Source organism: Kitasatospora sp. NPDC022856, from assembly GCF_055561235.1.
Map to the genome: position 1 here is coordinate 37266 of NZ_JBVHHE010000017.1, position 17321 is coordinate 54586.

General features: G+C 75.9%; 20 protein-coding genes. 10 read left to right on the plus strand and 10 right to left on the minus strand.

Going from position 1 to position 17321, the window contains the following annotated elements:
* The first annotated feature begins 62 nt into the window (after nt 1-62).
* On the plus strand, nt 63-1304 hold the full coding sequence (locus ACZ34W_RS22440) for a serine hydrolase domain-containing protein (RefSeq protein ID WP_465606460.1): 1242 nt from the start codon (nt 63-65) through the stop codon (nt 1302-1304).
* Nucleotides 1305-1402: 98 nt separating this feature from the next.
* Nucleotides 1403-1945: a gamma carbonic anhydrase family protein gene (locus ACZ34W_RS22445; RefSeq protein WP_359809896.1), complete on the plus strand. Its 543-nt coding sequence runs from the start codon at nt 1403-1405 to the stop codon at nt 1943-1945.
* A 63-nt stretch (nt 1946-2008) separates the two neighbouring features.
* Here the strand turns inward: ACZ34W_RS22445 and ACZ34W_RS22450 are convergent, their stop codons facing one another.
* Complete coding sequence (locus ACZ34W_RS22450; protein WP_465606463.1) at nt 2009-3229, minus strand: MFS transporter; 1221 nt, start codon at nt 3227-3229, stop codon at nt 2009-2011.
* Nucleotides 3230-3497: 268 nt separating this feature from the next.
* Here ACZ34W_RS22450 and ACZ34W_RS22455 point away from each other — a divergent pair, with 268 nt between their 5' ends.
* The 4 genes from ACZ34W_RS22455 (at nt 3498) to ACZ34W_RS22470 (ending at nt 5387) form a co-directional block, all read left to right on the plus strand.
* Nucleotides 3498-3734: a DUF2277 domain-containing protein gene (locus tag ACZ34W_RS22455; RefSeq protein ID WP_329485973.1), complete on the plus strand. Its 237-nt coding sequence runs from the start codon at nt 3498-3500 to the stop codon at nt 3732-3734.
* A 98-nt stretch (nt 3735-3832) separates the two neighbouring features.
* Nucleotides 3833-4069, plus strand: a complete 237-nt coding sequence (locus tag ACZ34W_RS22460; RefSeq protein ID WP_329485972.1) for a DUF6296 family protein — start codon at nt 3833-3835, stop codon at nt 4067-4069.
* A 103-nt stretch (nt 4070-4172) separates the two neighbouring features.
* Nucleotides 4173-4457, plus strand: a complete 285-nt coding sequence (locus tag ACZ34W_RS22465; RefSeq protein ID WP_465606466.1) for a DUF427 domain-containing protein — start codon at nt 4173-4175, stop codon at nt 4455-4457.
* Between the two features lie 36 nt (nt 4458-4493).
* Nucleotides 4494-5387, plus strand: a complete 894-nt coding sequence (locus tag ACZ34W_RS22470; RefSeq protein ID WP_465606468.1) for a hypothetical protein — start codon at nt 4494-4496, stop codon at nt 5385-5387.
* A 79-nt stretch (nt 5388-5466) separates the two neighbouring features.
* Here ACZ34W_RS22470 and ACZ34W_RS22475 read toward each other — a convergent pair whose 3' ends face one another.
* From ACZ34W_RS22475 to ACZ34W_RS22495, 5 genes are all read right to left on the minus strand, one after another.
* Nucleotides 5467-5823, minus strand: a complete 357-nt coding sequence (locus tag ACZ34W_RS22475; RefSeq protein WP_465606470.1) for a hypothetical protein — start codon at nt 5821-5823, stop codon at nt 5467-5469.
* Between the two features lie 108 nt (nt 5824-5931).
* Nucleotides 5932-6093: a hypothetical protein gene (locus ACZ34W_RS22480; RefSeq protein WP_329485968.1), complete on the minus strand. Its 162-nt coding sequence runs from the start codon at nt 6091-6093 to the stop codon at nt 5932-5934.
* A 286-nt stretch (nt 6094-6379) separates the two neighbouring features.
* The gene (locus ACZ34W_RS22485) at nt 6380-7600 is read right to left on the minus strand and encodes a cytochrome P450 (RefSeq protein WP_465606472.1); all 1221 of its coding nucleotides are present in this window, start codon (nt 7598-7600) and stop codon (nt 6380-6382) included.
* Between the two features lie 281 nt (nt 7601-7881).
* Complete coding sequence (locus ACZ34W_RS22490) at nt 7882-8121, minus strand: ferredoxin (RefSeq protein WP_465606474.1); 240 nt, start codon at nt 8119-8121, stop codon at nt 7882-7884.
* 178 nt (nt 8122-8299) lie between these two features.
* A complete protein-coding gene (locus ACZ34W_RS22495) occupies nt 8300-9871 on the minus strand; it encodes an ATP-dependent DNA ligase (RefSeq protein ID WP_465606476.1) in 1572 nt (523 codons plus the stop codon).
* Between the two features lie 321 nt (nt 9872-10192).
* Here ACZ34W_RS22495 and ACZ34W_RS22500 point away from each other — a divergent pair, with 321 nt between their 5' ends.
* From ACZ34W_RS22500 to ACZ34W_RS22510, 3 genes are all read left to right on the plus strand, one after another.
* A complete protein-coding gene (locus ACZ34W_RS22500) occupies nt 10193-10360 on the plus strand; it encodes a hypothetical protein (RefSeq protein ID WP_465606478.1) in 168 nt (55 codons plus the stop codon).
* 151 nt (nt 10361-10511) lie between these two features.
* On the plus strand, nt 10512-11504 hold the full coding sequence (locus ACZ34W_RS22505; protein ID WP_465606480.1) for a CAP domain-containing protein: 993 nt from the start codon (nt 10512-10514) through the stop codon (nt 11502-11504).
* A gap of 121 nt (nt 11505-11625) precedes the next feature.
* Complete coding sequence (locus tag ACZ34W_RS22510; protein WP_329485962.1) at nt 11626-13227, plus strand: sigma-70 family RNA polymerase sigma factor; 1602 nt, start codon at nt 11626-11628, stop codon at nt 13225-13227.
* A gap of 49 nt (nt 13228-13276) precedes the next feature.
* On the opposite strand, the gene ACZ34W_RS22515 is transcribed toward ACZ34W_RS22510, so the two are convergent.
* Together ACZ34W_RS22515 and ACZ34W_RS22520 are read right to left on the minus strand one after the other, a co-directional pair.
* Nucleotides 13277-13528, minus strand: coding sequence for a hypothetical protein (locus ACZ34W_RS22515; RefSeq protein WP_329485961.1), 252 nt, complete (start codon nt 13526-13528; stop codon nt 13277-13279).
* Between the two features lie 50 nt (nt 13529-13578).
* Nucleotides 13579-13791, minus strand: coding sequence for a hypothetical protein (locus tag ACZ34W_RS22520; RefSeq protein ID WP_329485960.1), 213 nt, complete (start codon nt 13789-13791; stop codon nt 13579-13581).
* Between the two features lie 408 nt (nt 13792-14199).
* Between ACZ34W_RS22520 and ACZ34W_RS22525 the strand changes: the two genes are divergently transcribed.
* Nucleotides 14200-15300 carry a baeRF3 domain-containing protein gene (locus ACZ34W_RS22525; protein WP_465606483.1) on the plus strand — a complete coding sequence of 367 codons (1101 nt, stop codon included), beginning with the start codon at nt 14200-14202 and terminating at the stop codon, nt 15298-15300.
* 481 nt (nt 15301-15781) lie between these two features.
* On the opposite strand, the gene ACZ34W_RS22530 is transcribed toward ACZ34W_RS22525, so the two are convergent.
* A complete protein-coding gene (locus ACZ34W_RS22530) occupies nt 15782-16714 on the minus strand; it encodes a hypothetical protein (RefSeq protein ID WP_465606485.1) in 933 nt (310 codons plus the stop codon).
* On the minus strand, nt 16701-17222 hold the full coding sequence (locus ACZ34W_RS22535) for a SigE family RNA polymerase sigma factor (RefSeq protein ID WP_465606487.1): 522 nt from the start codon (nt 17220-17222) through the stop codon (nt 16701-16703). The genes ACZ34W_RS22530 and ACZ34W_RS22535 overlap by 14 nt, the downstream gene beginning before the upstream one ends.
* Between the last annotated feature and the right edge of the window lie 99 nt (nt 17223-17321).

Genomic DNA, 17321 nt, shown 5'->3' on the forward strand with positions numbered 1-17321 from the left:
GGACGGGCCCGGAAGGCGGGCGGGACCGGGGGCGGCGACGGCGGGGGCTGGCCGTACGGGCGGTGGCGGTCGCGCTGGCCGGCGCCGGTCTGGTGGGTGCCCTCGCCCCCGTCGCGGGTGCCCAGGGCGCGGCGCCCGGGTCCGGCCGGCCGGTGGCCGACGGCGGCGCCGACCGGGTCGACCGGGCGGCGCTGGACGCGGCCGTGCGCGGGCCGGTGGCCCAGGGCGGCGCCTCCGCCGCGCTGGGGCTGGTCGCCGAGCGCGGACGCACGGTCTGGAAGGGCGCGGCCGGGACGGCCGACTTCGCCACCGGCGCCCCGGCCACCGCCGACGGCCGGTTCCGGATCGGCAGCGTCACCAAGACCTTCGTGGCGACGGTGGTCCTGCAGCTCGTGGCGGAGCACCGGGTCGGCCTGGACGACCCGGTGGAGAGCCGCCTGCCCGGCGTGGTGCCGAACGGCGGGCAGATCACCGTCCGCCAACTGCTGAACCACACCAGCGGCCTGTTCAACTACACCGAGGACCCGTCCTTCTCCTTCGACGAGGACCCCGCCGCCCTGCAGCAGTGGCTCGACGTCGGCCGCTGGCGCCCGTACGCGCCGGGGGAGCTCGTCGGCCTCGCCGCCCAGCACCCCCCGTACTTCGCCCCCGGGCAGGGCTGGCACTACTCCAACACCAACTACGTGGTGATCGGGATGCTGATCGAGCGTCTCACCGGCCGCGGCTGGGCCGACGAGGTCCAGCGCCGGATCATCCGCCCGCTCGGCCTGACCGGTACCTCGATGCCGCTCAACTCGCCCTTCGTCCCCGGCCCGCACGCCCACGGCTACTACAAGCTCGCCTCCGGACCGGCGGACGTCACCCTGCTCGACCCGAGCATGGCCGGTGCGTCGGGGGCCGGGATCTCCACCACCACCGACCTCGCCCGGTTCGTCTCCGCCCTGCTCGGCGGGCGGCTGCTCGCCCCGGCCCAACTCGCCGAGATGAAGCGGACCACCCCGCAGAGCGGTCCCGCCGAGTACGGCCTCGGCCTCCAGCGGACGTCGACGGCCTGCGGCGAGTACTGGGGCCACAGCGGCGGAATCCCGGGCTACACCACCCTGATGTACGGGGCCTCGGACGGCCGGCGGCAGTTCACGGCCTCCGTCAACCCGTACGACCTCTCCGACCTCCCGGCGGCCAACGCCACCGTCGAAGCCCTGGTCGCCACCGCCCTCTGCGACACCCACCCGGCCACCGCGGCCACCCCGCCCACCCCGCCCACGGCGACCGGCACCCTCGCGGCCACCGGCGTGGTCCGGTGACCTCCCCGGCACGATCACCGGGGTGCTGGGGGCGGTCCACGACCGGGGTGCCATCATGACCGGCACATGACGGTCGATTGTCGCCAGGAGGACGAGACATGGCAGAGCCGCTGATCGCCGCAGTCGGGGGCCGGGTGCCCGACATCGACCCGACCGCCTTCGTCGCACCCAACGCTGTCGTGGTCGGGTCGGTCACGGTCGGCGCCGGGGCGAGCGTCTGGTACGGCGCGGTGATCCGCGGCGACGCCGAGGCGATCACGGTCGGCGCGGGCAGCAACATCCAGGACAACTGCACGCTGCACGCGGACCTGGGCTTCCCGCTGGTGATCGGCGAGCGGATCTCGGTCGGCCACAACGCCGTCCTGCACGGCTGCGTGATCGAGGACGACGTGCTGGTCGGGATGAACTCCACGGTGCTGAACGGCGCCCGGATCGGGGCCGGTTCGCTGGTCGCGGCCGGGGCCGTGGTCCCGCAGGGCATGGAGGTGCCGGCGGGCTCCCTGGTCGCCGGGGTGCCGGCCAGGATCCGGCGCGAGCTGACCGAGGAGGAGCGGGCGGGCGTCACCTTCAACGGCGAGGGCTACCGCCTCCTGGCCGACGCCCACCGGAAGATCGAGCCGGTGGAGCGTCGGACGGCGTAGGCGGTCGAACGGGGCGAGGCCATCGGGTGCGGCGCACCGCCCGGCGCGCCCCCGCCCGGCCGGTCAGGTGCGGGCGACTGCCTCGGCGGTGGACAGGGGGTGACCGAGGGCCGGGACCGGTACCGGGGCGGCCGTCCCGGGGCGGCGGCGGTCGGCGGCCCAGGCGATCACCGCGATCACCGCACCCGAGGCGGCGAGGCCCGAGCCGACCAGGGTCGGCGACGTCCAGCCGAGCCCGGCGTCCAGGGCCAGGCCGCCGAAGTACGCGCCCTGGGCGTTGGCCAGGTTGAACGCGCCCTGCACGGTCGCCGAGGCGAGGGTCGGGGCGTTGCGGGCCTTCTGCAGCACCAGGGTCTGCACGGCCGGGACGATCGCGAAGCCGAAGAGCCCGACCAGCACCACCGTCAGGGCGGCCGACCACTCGGTGCGGGCGGTCACCCCGAAGAGCGCCAGGGTGGCGGCGAGCAGCAGGAAGGCGGCGCAGACGGTCGGCCGCAGCGCGCGGTCGGCGGCGATGCCGCCCAGCACGTTGCCGATCGTCATGCCCACCCCGAACAGCGCCAGCACCAGCGTCACCGATCCGGTGGCGTAGCCGGAGACCTCGGTGAGCAGGGGGGTGATGTAGCTGTAGCAGGCGAAGAATCCCCCGCAGCCGAACACCACCGTGCCGAGGGCCAGCCAGAGCTGTCCGCTGCGGAACGCCCCCAGCTCGTGCCGGAGGCCGGACTGCGCGGGCGTGGGCAGCTGGGGTACCAGCCGCGCGATGGCGACGGTGCCGAGCGCGCCGATCGCGACCACCACCAGCATGGTGGCCCGCCAGCCGAGGTGCTGGCCGAGCAGGGTCGCGGCCGGGACCCCGACGATGTTGGCGACGGTCAGGCCCGAGAACATCACGGCGACCGCCCGGGCCCGCCGCTGCGGGGCGACCAGCTCGGCGGCCGCGACCGCCCCGGCGCCGAAGAACGCCCCGTGCGGCAGCCCGGTGATCAACCGGGCCGCCGCCAGCGACCAGAAGTCGGGCGCGATCGCGCAGAGCAGGTTGCCGGTCGCGAAGAGGCCGGCCAGCGCGACCAGCACGGGCTTGCGAGGCCGTCCGGCGGCGAGCGCGGTGAGCAGCGGTGCGCCGATCACCACGCCGATGGCGTAGGCGGAGATCAGCCACCCCGCCTGGGGGATGGAGACGTGGAGGTTCTCGGCGACCTGGGGCAGCAACCCCATGGCGGCGAATTCGGTGGTGCCGATGGCGAACGCGGTGACGGCCAGGGCGACCAGCGCGAGTGGCAAGGGGGACTCCGGGGTGACGCCCGGGCGGGAGCCGGGCAGGGGGTCCGGCACGGTCGTCGGGCCGGTGCAGACAGGTGACCGGGCGGGGCGACCCGGTGGGGGAGCGGGGTGGGGGAGCGGGGTGGGGGAGCGGGGCGGCGCGGGGATGACGGGCAATTCGTCTGGGCGAAATCCTAATCCGATCGGATGACCCCACCAGGTGCCGCCCATGGCCGGACGGTGACACATGGGGGTCGCCAGCGGCGCCCCCGCGCGCGAGACTGGGGTCATGTGCCGCAGTATCAAGACGTTGAGACCGCCCGTGACGCCGGACGCCTCCGATGAGGACTTCCACGCGGCCGCCCTCCAGTACGTGCGGAAGGTGTCGGGGTTCCGCGCCCCGGCGGCGCACAACCAGGAGGCCTTCGACCGCGCCGTGGAAGCCGTCGCCGAGGCCACCGCCCGATTGCTCGACGAGTTGGAGGTCCGCGGCGCTCCCGCCCGGACCACGGGGGCCGCCGCCTGATCCGACGGCGGGAAGCCGCCGGCCGGCCCGGCGCAGACCTGTAGGGGCAGCATGGGCGCCAGGGACAGCTGGGACCAGGTGGACCGAGGAGATCGGCGATGAACCCCGCGAACCGTTACGTACTGACCTTCCCGGGCACGCCCGGCACCCAGGCCCCGCAGGACGTGGTCGTGGTCTCCCGCACCAGTACGACCGGTCCCGGCGGCCACCCCGTCTACGAGGACGCCACGGGCATCGTCCGGGCCGAGATCAGCGACTCGGGCGAGGTCCGGATGCTCGCCAGCGGGGGGCACCAGTCCCCGCACTTCCCGGTGCACGCCGAACCACTGCCGTAGCGGGCAGCCCTCCGCCGCCGGCGCGGCCCACCGGACCGCGCCGGCGGCGGGCCGGGTCACGCCCGGCCGGTTGTCCCCTCGCGGCCTCGGGCAGAATCGGCTCATGACTACAGCGAGTTGGCAGGGCACGGTCGTCGCCGAGAGCGACGACACCACCGTGGTCGAGGGCAACCACTACTTCCCGGCCGAATCCGTGCGCGCGGAGTACCTGCGCCCGTCCGACACCACCACCGTCTGCGGCTGGAAGGGCACCGCCGAGTACTACACGCTGGACATCGGCGGCAAGCTCAACCCCGACGCGGCCTGGTACTACCGCGACCCGCTGCCGGACGCCGAGCACGTCCGCGGCCGGGTGGCCTTCTGGCGCGGGGTGGAGATCACCGAATAGCGCGTACCTCCGCGGTTCACCGGGTACCCGCAGAGCATGGCAATCTTCAGGAGACCGGGACGCTCCCGGCAGCCGGAGCCCGCCCCCGAACAGGTCGCCGAGGAACTGGCGGACCTCGTCGAACAACTGGAACGGCCCGCCCCCGGCGTCGAGGGCGGGCCCGCCGGGCAGCTCGCCGAGTACCGCGCGGAGCGCGACAAGCGCCGGGCCACGGCCCTGCTCGGGTCCGTCTCCCGGCGGCTCGGCAGCGGCGGCCTGGCCGCCGCGAAGGGTGCCGCCTACGGCGGCCGGGCCCTCGCCGACCAGCTGGTGCAGGCCGCGCCGCGCATCCCGGTCCGGAGCCTGACCACCCTGCGCGCCCAGCACCCGGACGCGGCCGACCCCGAGCGGCTGGCCGACCTGCTGGTCAGCGGCGCCAGCCGCGCCTCCGGCGCGCTCGGCGCGGGCGTCGGGGCCGCGGCGATGCTGCCCGTGCCGCCGGCGATGGCGCTGGAGATCGCCGCCGAGACGCTCGCCGTGGCGGCCGTCGAGATCAAGCTGATCGCCGAACTGCACGAGGTGTACGGCCTCGCGGCCCAGGGCACGGCCACCCAGCGGGCCTCCGCCTACGTGGCGGCCTGGGCCAACCGCCGGGGCATCGACGCGACGCTGCTGGTGAAGCCGGCCGGGTTCGCCGCGATGGCGCTCGGCTCCGAGGTCCGTCAGCAAGTCCGCAAACGGCTCACCCGCAGTACGCTGCGCCGCCTGCCCTCGCTGATCCCACTGCTGGTGGGGGCAGGCATCGGCGCCACCGTCAACCGGCGTGACACCCGCAAGCTCGCCAAGGAGGTCCGGGAGGACCTCAGGCACCGGCGCAGCACGGCGGACCGCGCGTACTGGGCCGCCGCGGCCCCGCCGCTGAAGGGCGAGCGGGGCGAGCCGCGGCCCTGAGCGACTCGCGTCGGGGAACGCCACACGGGGGTGACCCCGCTCCCGGGCACCCGGGAGCGGGGTCACCCCCGTGTGCGCCTCAGACGCCGGGCGCCTGCGGGGCGGAGGCCCCGCGCCCGGTCTTCACGGTGTTGACCATGGCCTGGTGGATCGCCCGCGCCGTGATCTCGTCCGTCGCCGGCACGGGGCTGCCGGCCACGGTGTACCAGTCCAGCGCCCCGGTGTACTGCACGGTCAGCCGGGCCTCGCCGTCCACCCACGTGGTGTGCACGGTGAGGTCGCCGGAGATCGGGCCGACCTCGGCGGTGGTGACTCCGCCCGGTCCGCTGATGATCGACTGAGTGGTCCAGGTGGCCCAGGACGCCCGCGGGTCCCCGGGCCTCCCGGTCGGCCGTCCGCCCCGCGCCGCCGATGCGCTCTGCTGCTGCTCGCTCATGCGCCCATCCTTCCCCGCCGGGCCGCCGCCGAGCGGGCAGCGACACCCGCGGTCGCGGAGGCCGCCCGTCCGGCGGGCGGCCTCGTGGAGATCCTTCGTCCTGGAAGGTCAGCTGTACGCCTCGGGCTCCTCCGGAGGTGCGCCCTCCGCCTGCGAGGTGTCCTGCGCGTGCTGGTTCTGCATCGAGGTGATGCCCTCCTCGGGGTCGGCCGCGCGGATGTCCTCCTCCCGATCGACGCTCACCTCGGACCGTGCGCTCATATCGGTCATCACGGGCTCCGTCTCCTCGGCCGGCCGGGGTCGCCCGAGAGCACCACAGCCTGCCGTGGTGCGGGCCGGCCGCCGGGCCGGGCTCCTGCTTCGCCCCTCCAGCCTGCCTCGGTGCCCGCGCCGCGGCCAACTGAGCCCGGGAGCCCCGTGCGCCGGGGCCGACCGGGCTCCGCGGTCGCGGCCGACCGGATCGGCCGGACCGGACGGGTGCCTGCGTCACCCCTTCTGCCCGGCCGCGCCCGCGTCATGCCCGTTCCGGGGCGCGGATCCGCTCCGGTGGCGGGTCTCACCAGGCGATCGGCAGCGCCTTCAGGCCGTAGATGAACGCGTCCGAACGGAAGGTGAGCTCGCTCTCCGGCACGGCGAGCCGCAGCCCGGGCAGCCGGTGGAAGAGCGTGGCGAGGGCGATCTGGAGCTCCGCCCGGGCCAGCGGCTGGCCCAGGCACTGGTGCACGCCGAAGCCGAACGCGAGGTGGCGCCGGGCGTCCCGGTCCACGTCCAGCTCGTCGGCGGGGAGGTGGCCGGGGGCGCCGAAGAGCTCCTCGTCCCGGTTGGCGGTGGAGAGCATCGCGACCACCCCGTCGCCGGCCCGGATCCGGACGCCGCCCAGCTCGACGTCCTCCAGCGCCAGTCGGGGCAGCCCCATGTGGATGATGGTGAGGTGGCGCAGCAGCTCCTCGACCGCGCCGGGGACGGCCGCCGGGTCGGTCAGCCGCGCGGCCTGCCCGGGGTGGCGCAGCAGCAGGAGGGTGGAGAGCCCGATCATGTTGGCGGTGGTCTCGTGGCCGGCGACCAGCAGCAGCATGCCGGTGGCGGCGATCTCGCGGAGGCTGAGGTCGTCGCGGGCGGCGAGCCGGCTGAGGATGTCGTCGCCGGGGCGGCGCCGCTTCTGCGCGGCGAGGCCGCCGAGGTAGTCGAGCAGCTCGGTCTGGGCCCGGCGCACCTCGGCCTCCTCCACCGTGGTGCTGACCAGGACGCGGCTGAGCTCCTGGAACATCTGCCGGTCCTCGTACGGGACGCCCAGCAGCAGGCAGATCACCAGGGAGGGCACCGGCAGCGCGAAGTCGCCGACCAGGTCGGCGGGGCCACCGGACGCGGTCATGCTGTCGAGGGCCTCGTCGACGATCTGCTGGACCTCGGGGCGCATCGCCTCGACCCGCTTGACCAGGAAGTCCCCGGTGACCATGCGGCGCAGCCGGGAGTGCTCGGGGTCGTCGAGGCGGAGGAAGTTGGGGTTGGCGGCGAGGATCGCCCGCCGGCCGGGGGTGAAGGACGGGAACTCCGGACGGCGGACGTCCGCGCTGAAACGGCGGTCGGAGAGCAGCGAGCGGACCTCGTGGTAGCCGGTCACCAGCCAGCAGGAGGAGCCGTCCAGCAGCGCGGCGCGGGTGACGGTGCCCGCGCGGGCGGCCTCGGTGTAGACGGGGGGCGGGCTGAACGGGCAGACGCCGTCGTGCGGGGCGGGCAGCAGCGGGGCGGGGGCGGGGGCGGTGGGCGTGCTCGTCAAGGTGGGGTCTCCTCGCGTGGCGGAGCGATGGGCGGCAGGGGCGGGCGGCAGCGGACGGACGGCGGGCCCCGGGGGGTGGACACGCGGGCCCGTCCGGCGGCCGGGAACCGGATGCCGGGTGACGTGGGGAAGGCCGCCGTGGGCGGCGGCCGGTGGGGGCGCCGGACCGGTCGGGCCCGGCGGGTGGTCAAGGAGGACGACGGAAGCTCAAGGAGGGCGGACGCTCAAGGAGGACGGCGGGCGGCCCGGGGCGGGCGGGAGCACCGGCCCGGCGGCGGCCCCTAACCGGCCGCGGGGCCCGTCCGCTCCCGGTCTCTCTCCGGAGCCTCCTCGGCGACGGTGATCGCGCCGCCCGGGCAGAGCTCGGAGGCCAGCCGCACGTCGGCGAACCGCGCCGGCGGCAGAACGGTCAGACGGAGCCTCACCAGGCCGTCTTGGTCGTCCTGTTCGAAGACCTCCGGCGCCGTGAGGACGCACTGGCCGGAGCTGCAGCAGCGGTCCTGGTCGATGCTCACCTGCATGTACGGACACCTCTCAGTGGTGTGGCACCGGATCGCCCGGGCCGGCCGCCCCCCGCCGTCCACGCCAACGTAGCCGTCGCTCTGTCGCACACGAAGGGTGCGTCGCCATACTCGTGCAGAATGGCCGATTCCACGCTCAACCCGAACAAAGCTCTGGCAAAGGCGGTTTGACCGACCGTCATGACCCTTCCGAGGCGGGTCCGGCCTCGCTGAGCCCCTCCGCCGCGGCGATCTCCCGGACGGTGGCCACGGTGTCCGCCTCGTCCGCGCTCTTGTCGGGCCGGTAGCGCAGCACCCGGGCGAACCGCAGGGCCAGCCCGGCGGGATAGCGGGGGCTGCGCTGGACGCCGTCGAAGGCGATCTCCACGACGAGTTCCGGCCGTACCCGCACGGTGTACGAGTCCCGTTCGACCTCCCGGGCGAGGAGTTCGGTGGTCTGGCGGGCGAGCGTCTCGTCGGTCAGGCCCTTGAAGGTCTTGCCGAGCATCACCCAGGGCCCGAGGCCGGGCTCGCCGGCGGCCCGGGCGCCGAGGTGCAGGTTGCTGAGGAAGCCGCGCCGCCGGCCGCTGCCCCACTCGGCGGCGAGCACCACGAGGTCCAGGGTGTGCCGGGGCTTGACCTTGATCCACCCGGCTCCGCGCCGGCCGGCCGCGTAGCCGGCCGCGGGGTCCTTGGCCAGCACGCCCTCGTGGCCCAGCGCCAGCGTGTCCCGGAAGAAGGCCAGGGCGGCCTCGCGGTCCGCCGTCCCGGTGCGCGCCACCCGCAGGGCGGCCGGCACCGACTCGTCGAGGGCCGCCCAGCGGTCCAGCCCCGGCCGGTCCACGAAGTCCACGCCGTCGCGGTGCAGCAGGTCGAAGAAGTAGGCGTTGAGCGGCACTTCGGCGCGCAGCCGGTCCGGGTCCTGCCGGGAGGCGGTCCGCGCGGCGGTCTCCTGGAACGGCCGGGGGCGGCCGTCGGGGTCGAGCGCGATCGCCTCGCCGTCCAGCACCGCCGAGCGGACCGGCAGGGCGAGGGCCGCCTCGACCACCTCGGGCACCCGGGCGGTGATGTCGTCCAGGCTCCGGGTGAACACCGCGACGTCCCGGCCGTCCCGGTGCACCTGGATCCGGATGCCGTCCAGCTTCCACTCCAGCGTGGCCGGGCCGATCCGGTCGAGCGCGGCGGCGACGTCCGGTGCCGAGGCGGCCAGCATCGGCCGGACCGGGCGGCCGACCTCCAGCCGGAACGCCTCCAGGGCGGGCACGCCGCCGGTCAGCGCGGCCTCGGCCACCGCGCGGGCCGAACCCCGGAACATCAGCGCCCGCCGCACCGCCGCCGCCGGGACGCCGGCGGCCTGGGCGACGGCGTCGGCCACCACCGCGTCCAGCGCGCCCTGACGCAGCTCGCCGACCAGCACCGCCCGCAGGAACGCCTGCTCGACCTCGGTGGCCCGCCCGAACAGCTCGGCCAGCAGCCGCTGCCGCTCGGCCCTGGCGCCCGGGCCGTGCACCGCGGCGATGGTCTCCAGGGCCTGCTCGGTCTCCCGGACGCCCCAGGACGGCTCGGCGACGGCGGGCGGCAGGTCGCGCAGGGCCGCCGGTCCGATGCCGGTGCGCAACCGGTGGGCCTCTCCGGAGAGCAGGGCCACCGCCGCCGGGGCCTCGGCCGGGCCGAGCTCGCGCAGGCAGTCCGCCAGCAGCGTGGTCTTGGCCCGGCGGCCGGGCTCGCCCGCCACGGCGCGGGAGGTCAGGGCCAGGTGCCGGAGCAGCATGGGGGCTCCTCGATGGGGGCTCGGCGCCGGCCGGACCCGAGAACCCGCCGGACCCGAGTGCCGGCCGGACCCGAGAGCGGGCCGGACGCGGTATCGGGGCCGACCGGGACGCGGGAGGCGCGGATCGGACCGGCGAACGGATCGGGCGGGCAGGCTCCAGCATCCGCGACGCGGCCCGTTCCGGATCGCAGGACACGCCCCGGGCGCGGCCGGGAGGGATTGCGCCACCGCGTGGTGCGCCGGCCGGGGCTCTTGGCCGTACCGTCCAGTGGAAGGGATCCGACGGCCCGTCATGCCGCGGACGTCCGGGTCGGCGCTGCGGTGGACGCGCCGCTCGCCCGGCTCAGGGCGACCGCCGCCGGGCGCGGCCGGCACGCCGTCCGCTGGAGCACCGCCGACGACGGCCACCGGGCCCGCGGCACGGACGGCCAGGTCCCCCACCGGACCGTGCTCGTGACCTACGCCATGGCGCCGGACGCCGCCGGCTGACAGGCTCCGGAGGCCTCGGTCTCCCCGGTCCGACCGGCCACCGGCCGGAGCATCGGAAATTCGTTCGTACTTTCTGTTATCGGCGCGCCGCCGGGGGGTCTCCCAGGTGTCGGCACCCGTACCGGCCGGCCCGAACAGGAAGTGTGCCCAGGTGAACAGCGAAGACAGGACGACGATCCTCCCCGCCGTCGGGGGCCCGGACGCCTCCGACGGCGGCCGCGCGGCACGGCGCGCGGCCGACCGCCACCGGGGGCGCGGCCGTCGGGGCCGCCGCCGTCGCAGCGTCGGCCCGGTGGTGGCGGTGGTCGCCGCGGTGGCCGGCACCGGGGTGATCGCCGCGCTGGCCGGCGCCGGGTACGGCTACTACCACGGGTCCGCCGACCGGGACGGGCAGTGGACGGTGGCCCTGGACCCGCAGATCGCGGCGGAGGCCGGGGACCACAACGGGATCCAGATCCCCGGGTCCGGTGTCATCGACCCGGCGCTGAAGCCCTCGCCCACCGACAGCCCGTCCGCCGCCGACCCGGCCCACGCCGCCACCGCGACCCCGGCGCCGTCCGACTCGGCCGCCGCGGGCCAGAGCCCCTCGGCCGGTGCCGCCGCGACGACCGCGTCCGCCCCGGCCACGGCCTCGGCGACCGCCAAGCCGACCTCCACCGCGAGCGCGGGCACCGCCCCGAAGGCCTCGACGAGCGCGGCCGCGACGCCGCCCCGGACCACCGCGGCCCCCGCGAGCGGCGCCCCCGCGGGCGGCACCGCGGCCCAGTACGCCCAGCAGGTCGTGGACCTGGTCAACGCCCAGCGCGCCCAGAACGGGTGCGGACCGCTCACCGCCGACTCCCGGCTGGCCACTGCCGCCCAGGGCCACAGCGAGGACATGGCGGCCCGCAACTACTTCGACCACGCCAGCCCCGAGGGCCGGCACGCGGACTACCGGATCGAGGCGACCGGCTACCGCTGGAGCAGCTGGGGCGAGAACATCGCCCGCGGTCAGAAGGACCCGGCGGCCGTGATGGACGCCTGGATGAACAGCCCCGGCCACCGCGCCAACATCCTGAACTGCTCCTTCAAGCAGATCGGCGTCGGTGTGAAGACCGGCTCCGGCGGCCCCTGGTGGACCCAGGTCTTCGCCTCCCCGTCCTGATCTCCGGCCCCGCTCGAACCCCCGTTTCCGAATCCGCGCGAATTGTTGTTATCTGAGCACTTCCCCGAGGTCTCCCAGGAGGCAACGGCGGACGGATGACGGCAAGACGGAGTGCGTACCCATGAACGTTGACGTGCAGAGCAGGACCGGGACGACCCTGGTGCTGGCGGCCCAGTCCGGCGACCGGCAGGCCCAGGAGGCGCTGGTCGCCGCCTGGTTGCCGCTGGTCTACAACGTCGCCGGCCGTGCGTTGAACGGCCACGCCGACGTCGACGACGTGGCCCAGGAGACCATGATCCGGGCGCTGGACGGCCTGGACGGGCTGCGCGACCCCGAGTCCTTCCGCTCCTGGCTGGTCGCGATCACCATGAACCAGGTCCGCCGGCGCTTCACCGGCCAGCAGCAGAGCACCGTCGGCGGCCTCGACGAGGCCTGGGAGCTCGCCGACCCGCGGGCCGACTTCACCGACCTCACCATCCTGCGGCTGGGGCTGTCCGGCCAGCGCCGCGAGGTCGCCGAGGCCACCCGCTGGCTGGACCCGGACGACCGGGAGCTGCTCGCGCTCTGGTGGCTGGAGGCCTGCGGCGAACTCAGCCGGGCCGAACTCGCCGAGGCGCTCGACCTGACGCCGCAGCACACCGCGGTCCGGGTCCAGCGGATGAAGAAGCAGCTGGAGGCGGGCCGGGTGGTGGTCCGGGCGCTCACCGCCTACCCGCGCTGCGCGGAGCTGGTCGAGCTGACGGCGGGCTGGGACGGCACCCCGGACTCGGTGTGGCGCAAGCGCATCGCCCGGCACATCCGGGGCTGCGCCGGCTGCGACGGGCTCGGCCGGGACCTCTTCCCCGCCGAGGGCCTGCTGGCCGGCCTGGCGCTGGTGCCGATCCCGCTGGACTCGCCCACCGGGCTGCAGCTCCAGGCCGCGGCCGCCGCGGCCGGCTCCACCCCGCCGCCGGGCTCCGCCGGCGGGCCGGGGGGCGGTGCCACGGGCTCCGGGGGAGCGTCCGGACCGGGGGGAGCGCAGGGCCGGTTCGGCCCGATCCGGCGTCGGACGGCCGTCGCGGGCGGTACGGCGGCGGTGCTGGCCGTCGCGACCCTCGCCCTGGTCTGGCCGCATCCGCGACCCGAGCACGCCGCGCCCGAACCGACCACCCCGAGCGCCGCGCCCGACACCCTGCCCGACAGCCTGCCGGTGCCTGCGATACCCGTGCAGTCCGTACCGGAACCGCCCGTCACCGAGACCCCGGCGGCCCCGCCGGCGCCGACCTCGACACCCACCGAGCCGCCGGTGGCCGTCACTGCGCCGCCGTCCCCGGTGACCGCGCGCCCGGCCACGCCGCCCAGCCCGGAGCGCCAGCTGGTGGACCTCGTCAACGCCGAGCGTGCCAAGGTCGGCTGCGCCCCGCTGCGGATCGACCCCAAGCTGCACGCGGCGGCGCAGAAGCACTCGGACGACATGGTGGCCCGGAGCTACTTCGACCACGTCAACCCCGACGGCGCCCGCGCGGACGCCCGGCTGTCGGCGGCCGGCTACCGCTGGTCCCAGTGGGGCGAGAACCTCGACCGGGGCCCGACCGCCCCCGCCACCGTGGTCTCCCGTTGGATGGACGGCGGGATCCACCAGTCGAACATGCTGGACTGCGGCTTCAAGGACGTGGGCATCGGCGTGACCACCGGGCCCGGCGGCCTCTACTGGACCCAGGACCTCGGCGCCCCGCTCGGCTGACCACCGAGCGCCGGTACCGCCGGGACGGCCGCTACCGCCCGGACTGGCGTCAGGACGGCAGGCCGATCAGGCCGTCCGCCTGACCGGTCACGTGACCGGTGGCCTCGCCGAGCACCCCGCCGGCGTCGCCGACCTGCCCCGGCAGGGCGTCGGGCGCGGCGTTCAGCGTGCCGCCCTGCTGGAGCGGGCCGGACAGGTCCCCCCGGCCGCCGATCGCGCCCGCGTGCGCGCTGGGAGCGGTGAGGGAGGCCACGACACCCACGGCGAGCGAGGCGACGGCGAGCAAGCTGCGCTTCTTCATGCCCCGCCCAACGACACTGCGCCACCCGGGTTACGGCCGGGCCACCGGCTTCACCCGTCCTCGTCACGCGGGCGGGGGCCGAGCCGGGCGAGCGCGGCGTCGATCGGTACCAGCCGGGGGTGCTCCGGGCCGAGCCGGGCGGCCAGCACCGCCCGTGCCTCGACGAACAACCCGCGGGCCCGCGCGTCCTGTCCGGCGGCCGCCACCACCCGGCCCAGCCGCCACCGGTTCTCCGCCCACGCGGGGTGGTCGTGGCCGTGCACCCGCCGGTGCAGCTCCGCCGGCCTCGGCCAGGGCCCGCGGCGCGCCGCCGTGCCGGCCGCGCGCCGCGAGCAGCATGCCGGACACGTCCAGCGCGGTGGCCGGCCGGTGCGCGCGGCAGCGCTCAGCGTAGGAGCCGGGCCCGCCGTACGACATAACTATCCGACGATCAGGGGGTTCTGATGGCGTCTCAGCTGAGCGGCGGATCTTCCGTGGGCGGGGGCGGTCCTCCCGCTGGGTCCGGTGCGCCCGGTCCCACCGTGGATACGGACACCTTTTCGGTGGCGCCGGGCATAGGAGCGGGTTTGGATGGGGAGGGGTGGAGAGGCAAATCCGGCAAAGCTGGCAAACCATAAGAGAATCTGATTCTGCCGAGCATGTCGAGGCAACCGCGACAAGAAGGGCATCCGATGCACGCAGCCGAGCTCACGCCTGCCGTCCTCGCCGAACTGCGCCGCCCCCGGCGCTACCCGGCCGTCTCCATCCTGCTGCCCACCCACCGAAGCGAGCCCGACAACGCCCAGGACCCGGTGCGCCTGCGCAATCTGATCGCGGAGGCCAAGAACCGGCTGCACGCGGACGAGGCCGTGTCCCGGGCGGACCGGCTGGACGTGGTGGAGCAGTTGGACCGGGCCCTGCGGGAGATCGACCTGGTGCACGCCGAGGACGGTCTGGCGATCTTCGTGGCGCCCGGTGAGCACCAGGTCTGGTCGCTGCCGCGGAGCGTCGCCGCCCGGGTGGTGTTCTCCGAAACCTTCCTGACCCGCAACCTCGTCTCCGCCTACGCGGCCGGCGCGCCGTACTGGGTGCTGACGGTCGCCGCCGACCGGGTCGCGCTGTTCGGCGGTACGGCGTCGCGGCTGTCCGAGCACATGGCGGGCGCCTTCCCCCTGGACCAGGTCGGCCCGGACTGGGACGTCGAGCGCAAGGAGCGGATCGGCGACGTGCCGAGCACCTTCCGCGACGAGGAGACCAGGCGATTCCTGCGGGACGCGGACACCGCGCTGGCCGCGGTCCTGGAGGCCGACGCGCGCCCGCTGTACGTGCTCGGCGAGGCCGCCGCGCTCGCCCTGCTGGACGAGGTCGGCACCGCCGTGAAGCGGGCCGCCGCCCAGGTGCCGCGCGGCGGCCTGGGGCACGCCTCGGCCGCGGCCGTCGCCGAGGCCGTCCGCCCCATCGTCGCGAAGCAGGAGCAGCAGGCCGTCGCCGAACTCCACGCGCGGCTCGACTCGGCCCAGAGCGTCAAGGCGCTGGCCGCCGGCATCGACGAGGTCTGGCAGAACGTGAACGAGGGCCGGGCGGCGCTGCTGGCGGTCGAGGAGGACTACTGGGAGCCGGTGCGGGTCACGGACAGCCACCTGGTGCCCACCACCGCCGACGAGCCGGACGTCCGCGACGACATGGTCGACGAGATCGTCGAGCGTGCCCTGGACACCGGCGCCAAGGTGCAGTTCGTCCCCTCCGGCGAGCTCGCCGGCCGCGACCGGATCGCCGCCGTGCTGCGCTACTGACCACCGTCCGCCCCGGGCCCGGTCGGTCACCCCGGCCGGGCCCGGGGCTGTCTGCCGCCCGCGACCCGCGGTCCCGCCGCCGTCGGAGGACGGATGTCCGGCCCGCCGCCGAGGACGTCGAGGGGCGGGCGGCCGTCAGCGGGATCCTTCGCCCGGCGGCGGCGTTCCGCTCACCACCAGGGCCTGCCGGGCCGCCGCGGTGAGCCGCCCCGGTCGGGGGCCGGCCCGGCGGCCCGGCAGGCCCGCCGGGGCCGGTTCGCGGGGTGCCGGCGGCGCCGGGTGCACCGGGGCGGGGGCTCGGCCGCGTCCCGGGTCGCCGGGGATCCGGGACGCGGCGGCGCGGACGGGGCGGCCGCCGAGCCCGCGGTGGCGGGCGCGCAGCCCAGCAGGAGCAGCATCAGGCCGACGAGGGTGCGACGGGGCAGGGCCATGGTGGGACCGCCTTCGGGATGCGGGGTGGGCGGAGCGGGGCCGGGCGGGTTCAGTCGACCAGGCTGCCGTCGGCGACCCCCGAGGCGCCGCCGGTGATCCGGACGGAGTCGACGATCTTCTGGACCAGGCCCAGGGTCCGGGTGGACGCGTGGTTCAGGCAGGCGGTCAGCTCGACCACCGCCACCGCGTCGCCCAGGGCGATGGTCCGGTACCCGGTGAGCTGGCTGGTGCCGCCGCGGAGGCCGCACTCCTTGTCGATCGTGGAGTCCTGCACGGCCATCGTGCTCCCCGCGATCTTCCCGAGGTAGGCCGGGTCCCTGAGCAGGGTCATGCTGACGAGTGCGCCGTCGGTCGCCAGGGCGGTGAGGGGCGTGCAGTAGCCCGGCTCGGGTGCGCACTCGGGCCCGCCCGCCAGCGGTTGGCTGGCCGTGTACCCGGTCGCGCGCAGCGGGTCGGGGGAGCGCACGACCAGGGTGGACCAGCCAGGCGGCACCCGGATGACCACACTGTTGAGTTCCGGGTACCGGACGGCCTGCCAGTCGTCCTCGGCGACGGGCAGGGAGCTCGGGGAGACGCTCGGCGCCGGGCCCGCGCCCTCCGGTGGCAGGCTCGGTGACGGGGCCCCGTTCCCGGGTGCGTCGGCGGCCGGTCCGCCCGCCGAGGGGCGCAGGGCGGTGTGCGTCGGCGCGGGGGCGATGGCCGGGGCAGCGGCCAGCGCGGCGGCGAGCAGGCCCCCGGTCAGCCCGGCCCCGAGCCCGGCCGCCCGGCGCCGGCGGCGGTTGCGGGCGGCGAGTTCGCGGATCCGGTCCATCCGGTCGGCGGGCGCGGGCAGGTGCGGGGCGGCCCGCTGCAGCAGCACGCGCAGCTCGTCCTCCACCTCGGCGTCCGCCATCGAGAGGCCGTCGGGGGCGCCGAGCACGGGGTCGCCGAACCCGGGGTGTCCGGGCCGGCGGTCGGGGCGGTCGGGGTCAGACCAGGTCACGGCGTCCCCCCTCCAGCAGCAGCTCCCGGGTGGGCATCGTGCCGCGCAGGGCCTGCAGCGCCCGGTGCGTCTGGCTCTTGACCGTGCCCGTGGTACAGCCGAGTGCCTCGGCGGTCTCCTCGACGCTCAGGTCCTCGAAATACCGCAGCACGACCACCGCGCGCTGCCGCGGCGGGAGTGCCCGGACGGCGGCGGCCACCACCTCGCCGACCACCAGCTCCTCGAACGGGTCCGAGGTCACGGGCTGCTCCGGCAGTTCGCCGTGCGGCAGTTCCCCGTGCCAACGGCGCCGCCACCAGGAGACGTGCGAGTTCACCAGCACCCGCCGGACGTACGCCTCCGGCCGGTCGATCGCGATCTTCTCCCACCGGGGCCAGACCTTGGCGAGCGCCGTCTGCAGCAGGTCCTCGGCGAGGTGCGGATCGCCGGTCAGCAGCCAGGCCATCCGCAGCAGGCGCGGGCTGCGGGCGGCGACGAACTCCTCGAAGTCCGGTGTCGCATCCCTCATCGTGCCGCCCCCGCCATGGTGCTCCCGTCGTTCCCGCCGTCATCGCCGGCCGTGGTGGCCGTGCCGTCGTCGTCCTACTCACGGCTGCTGAACGCGATG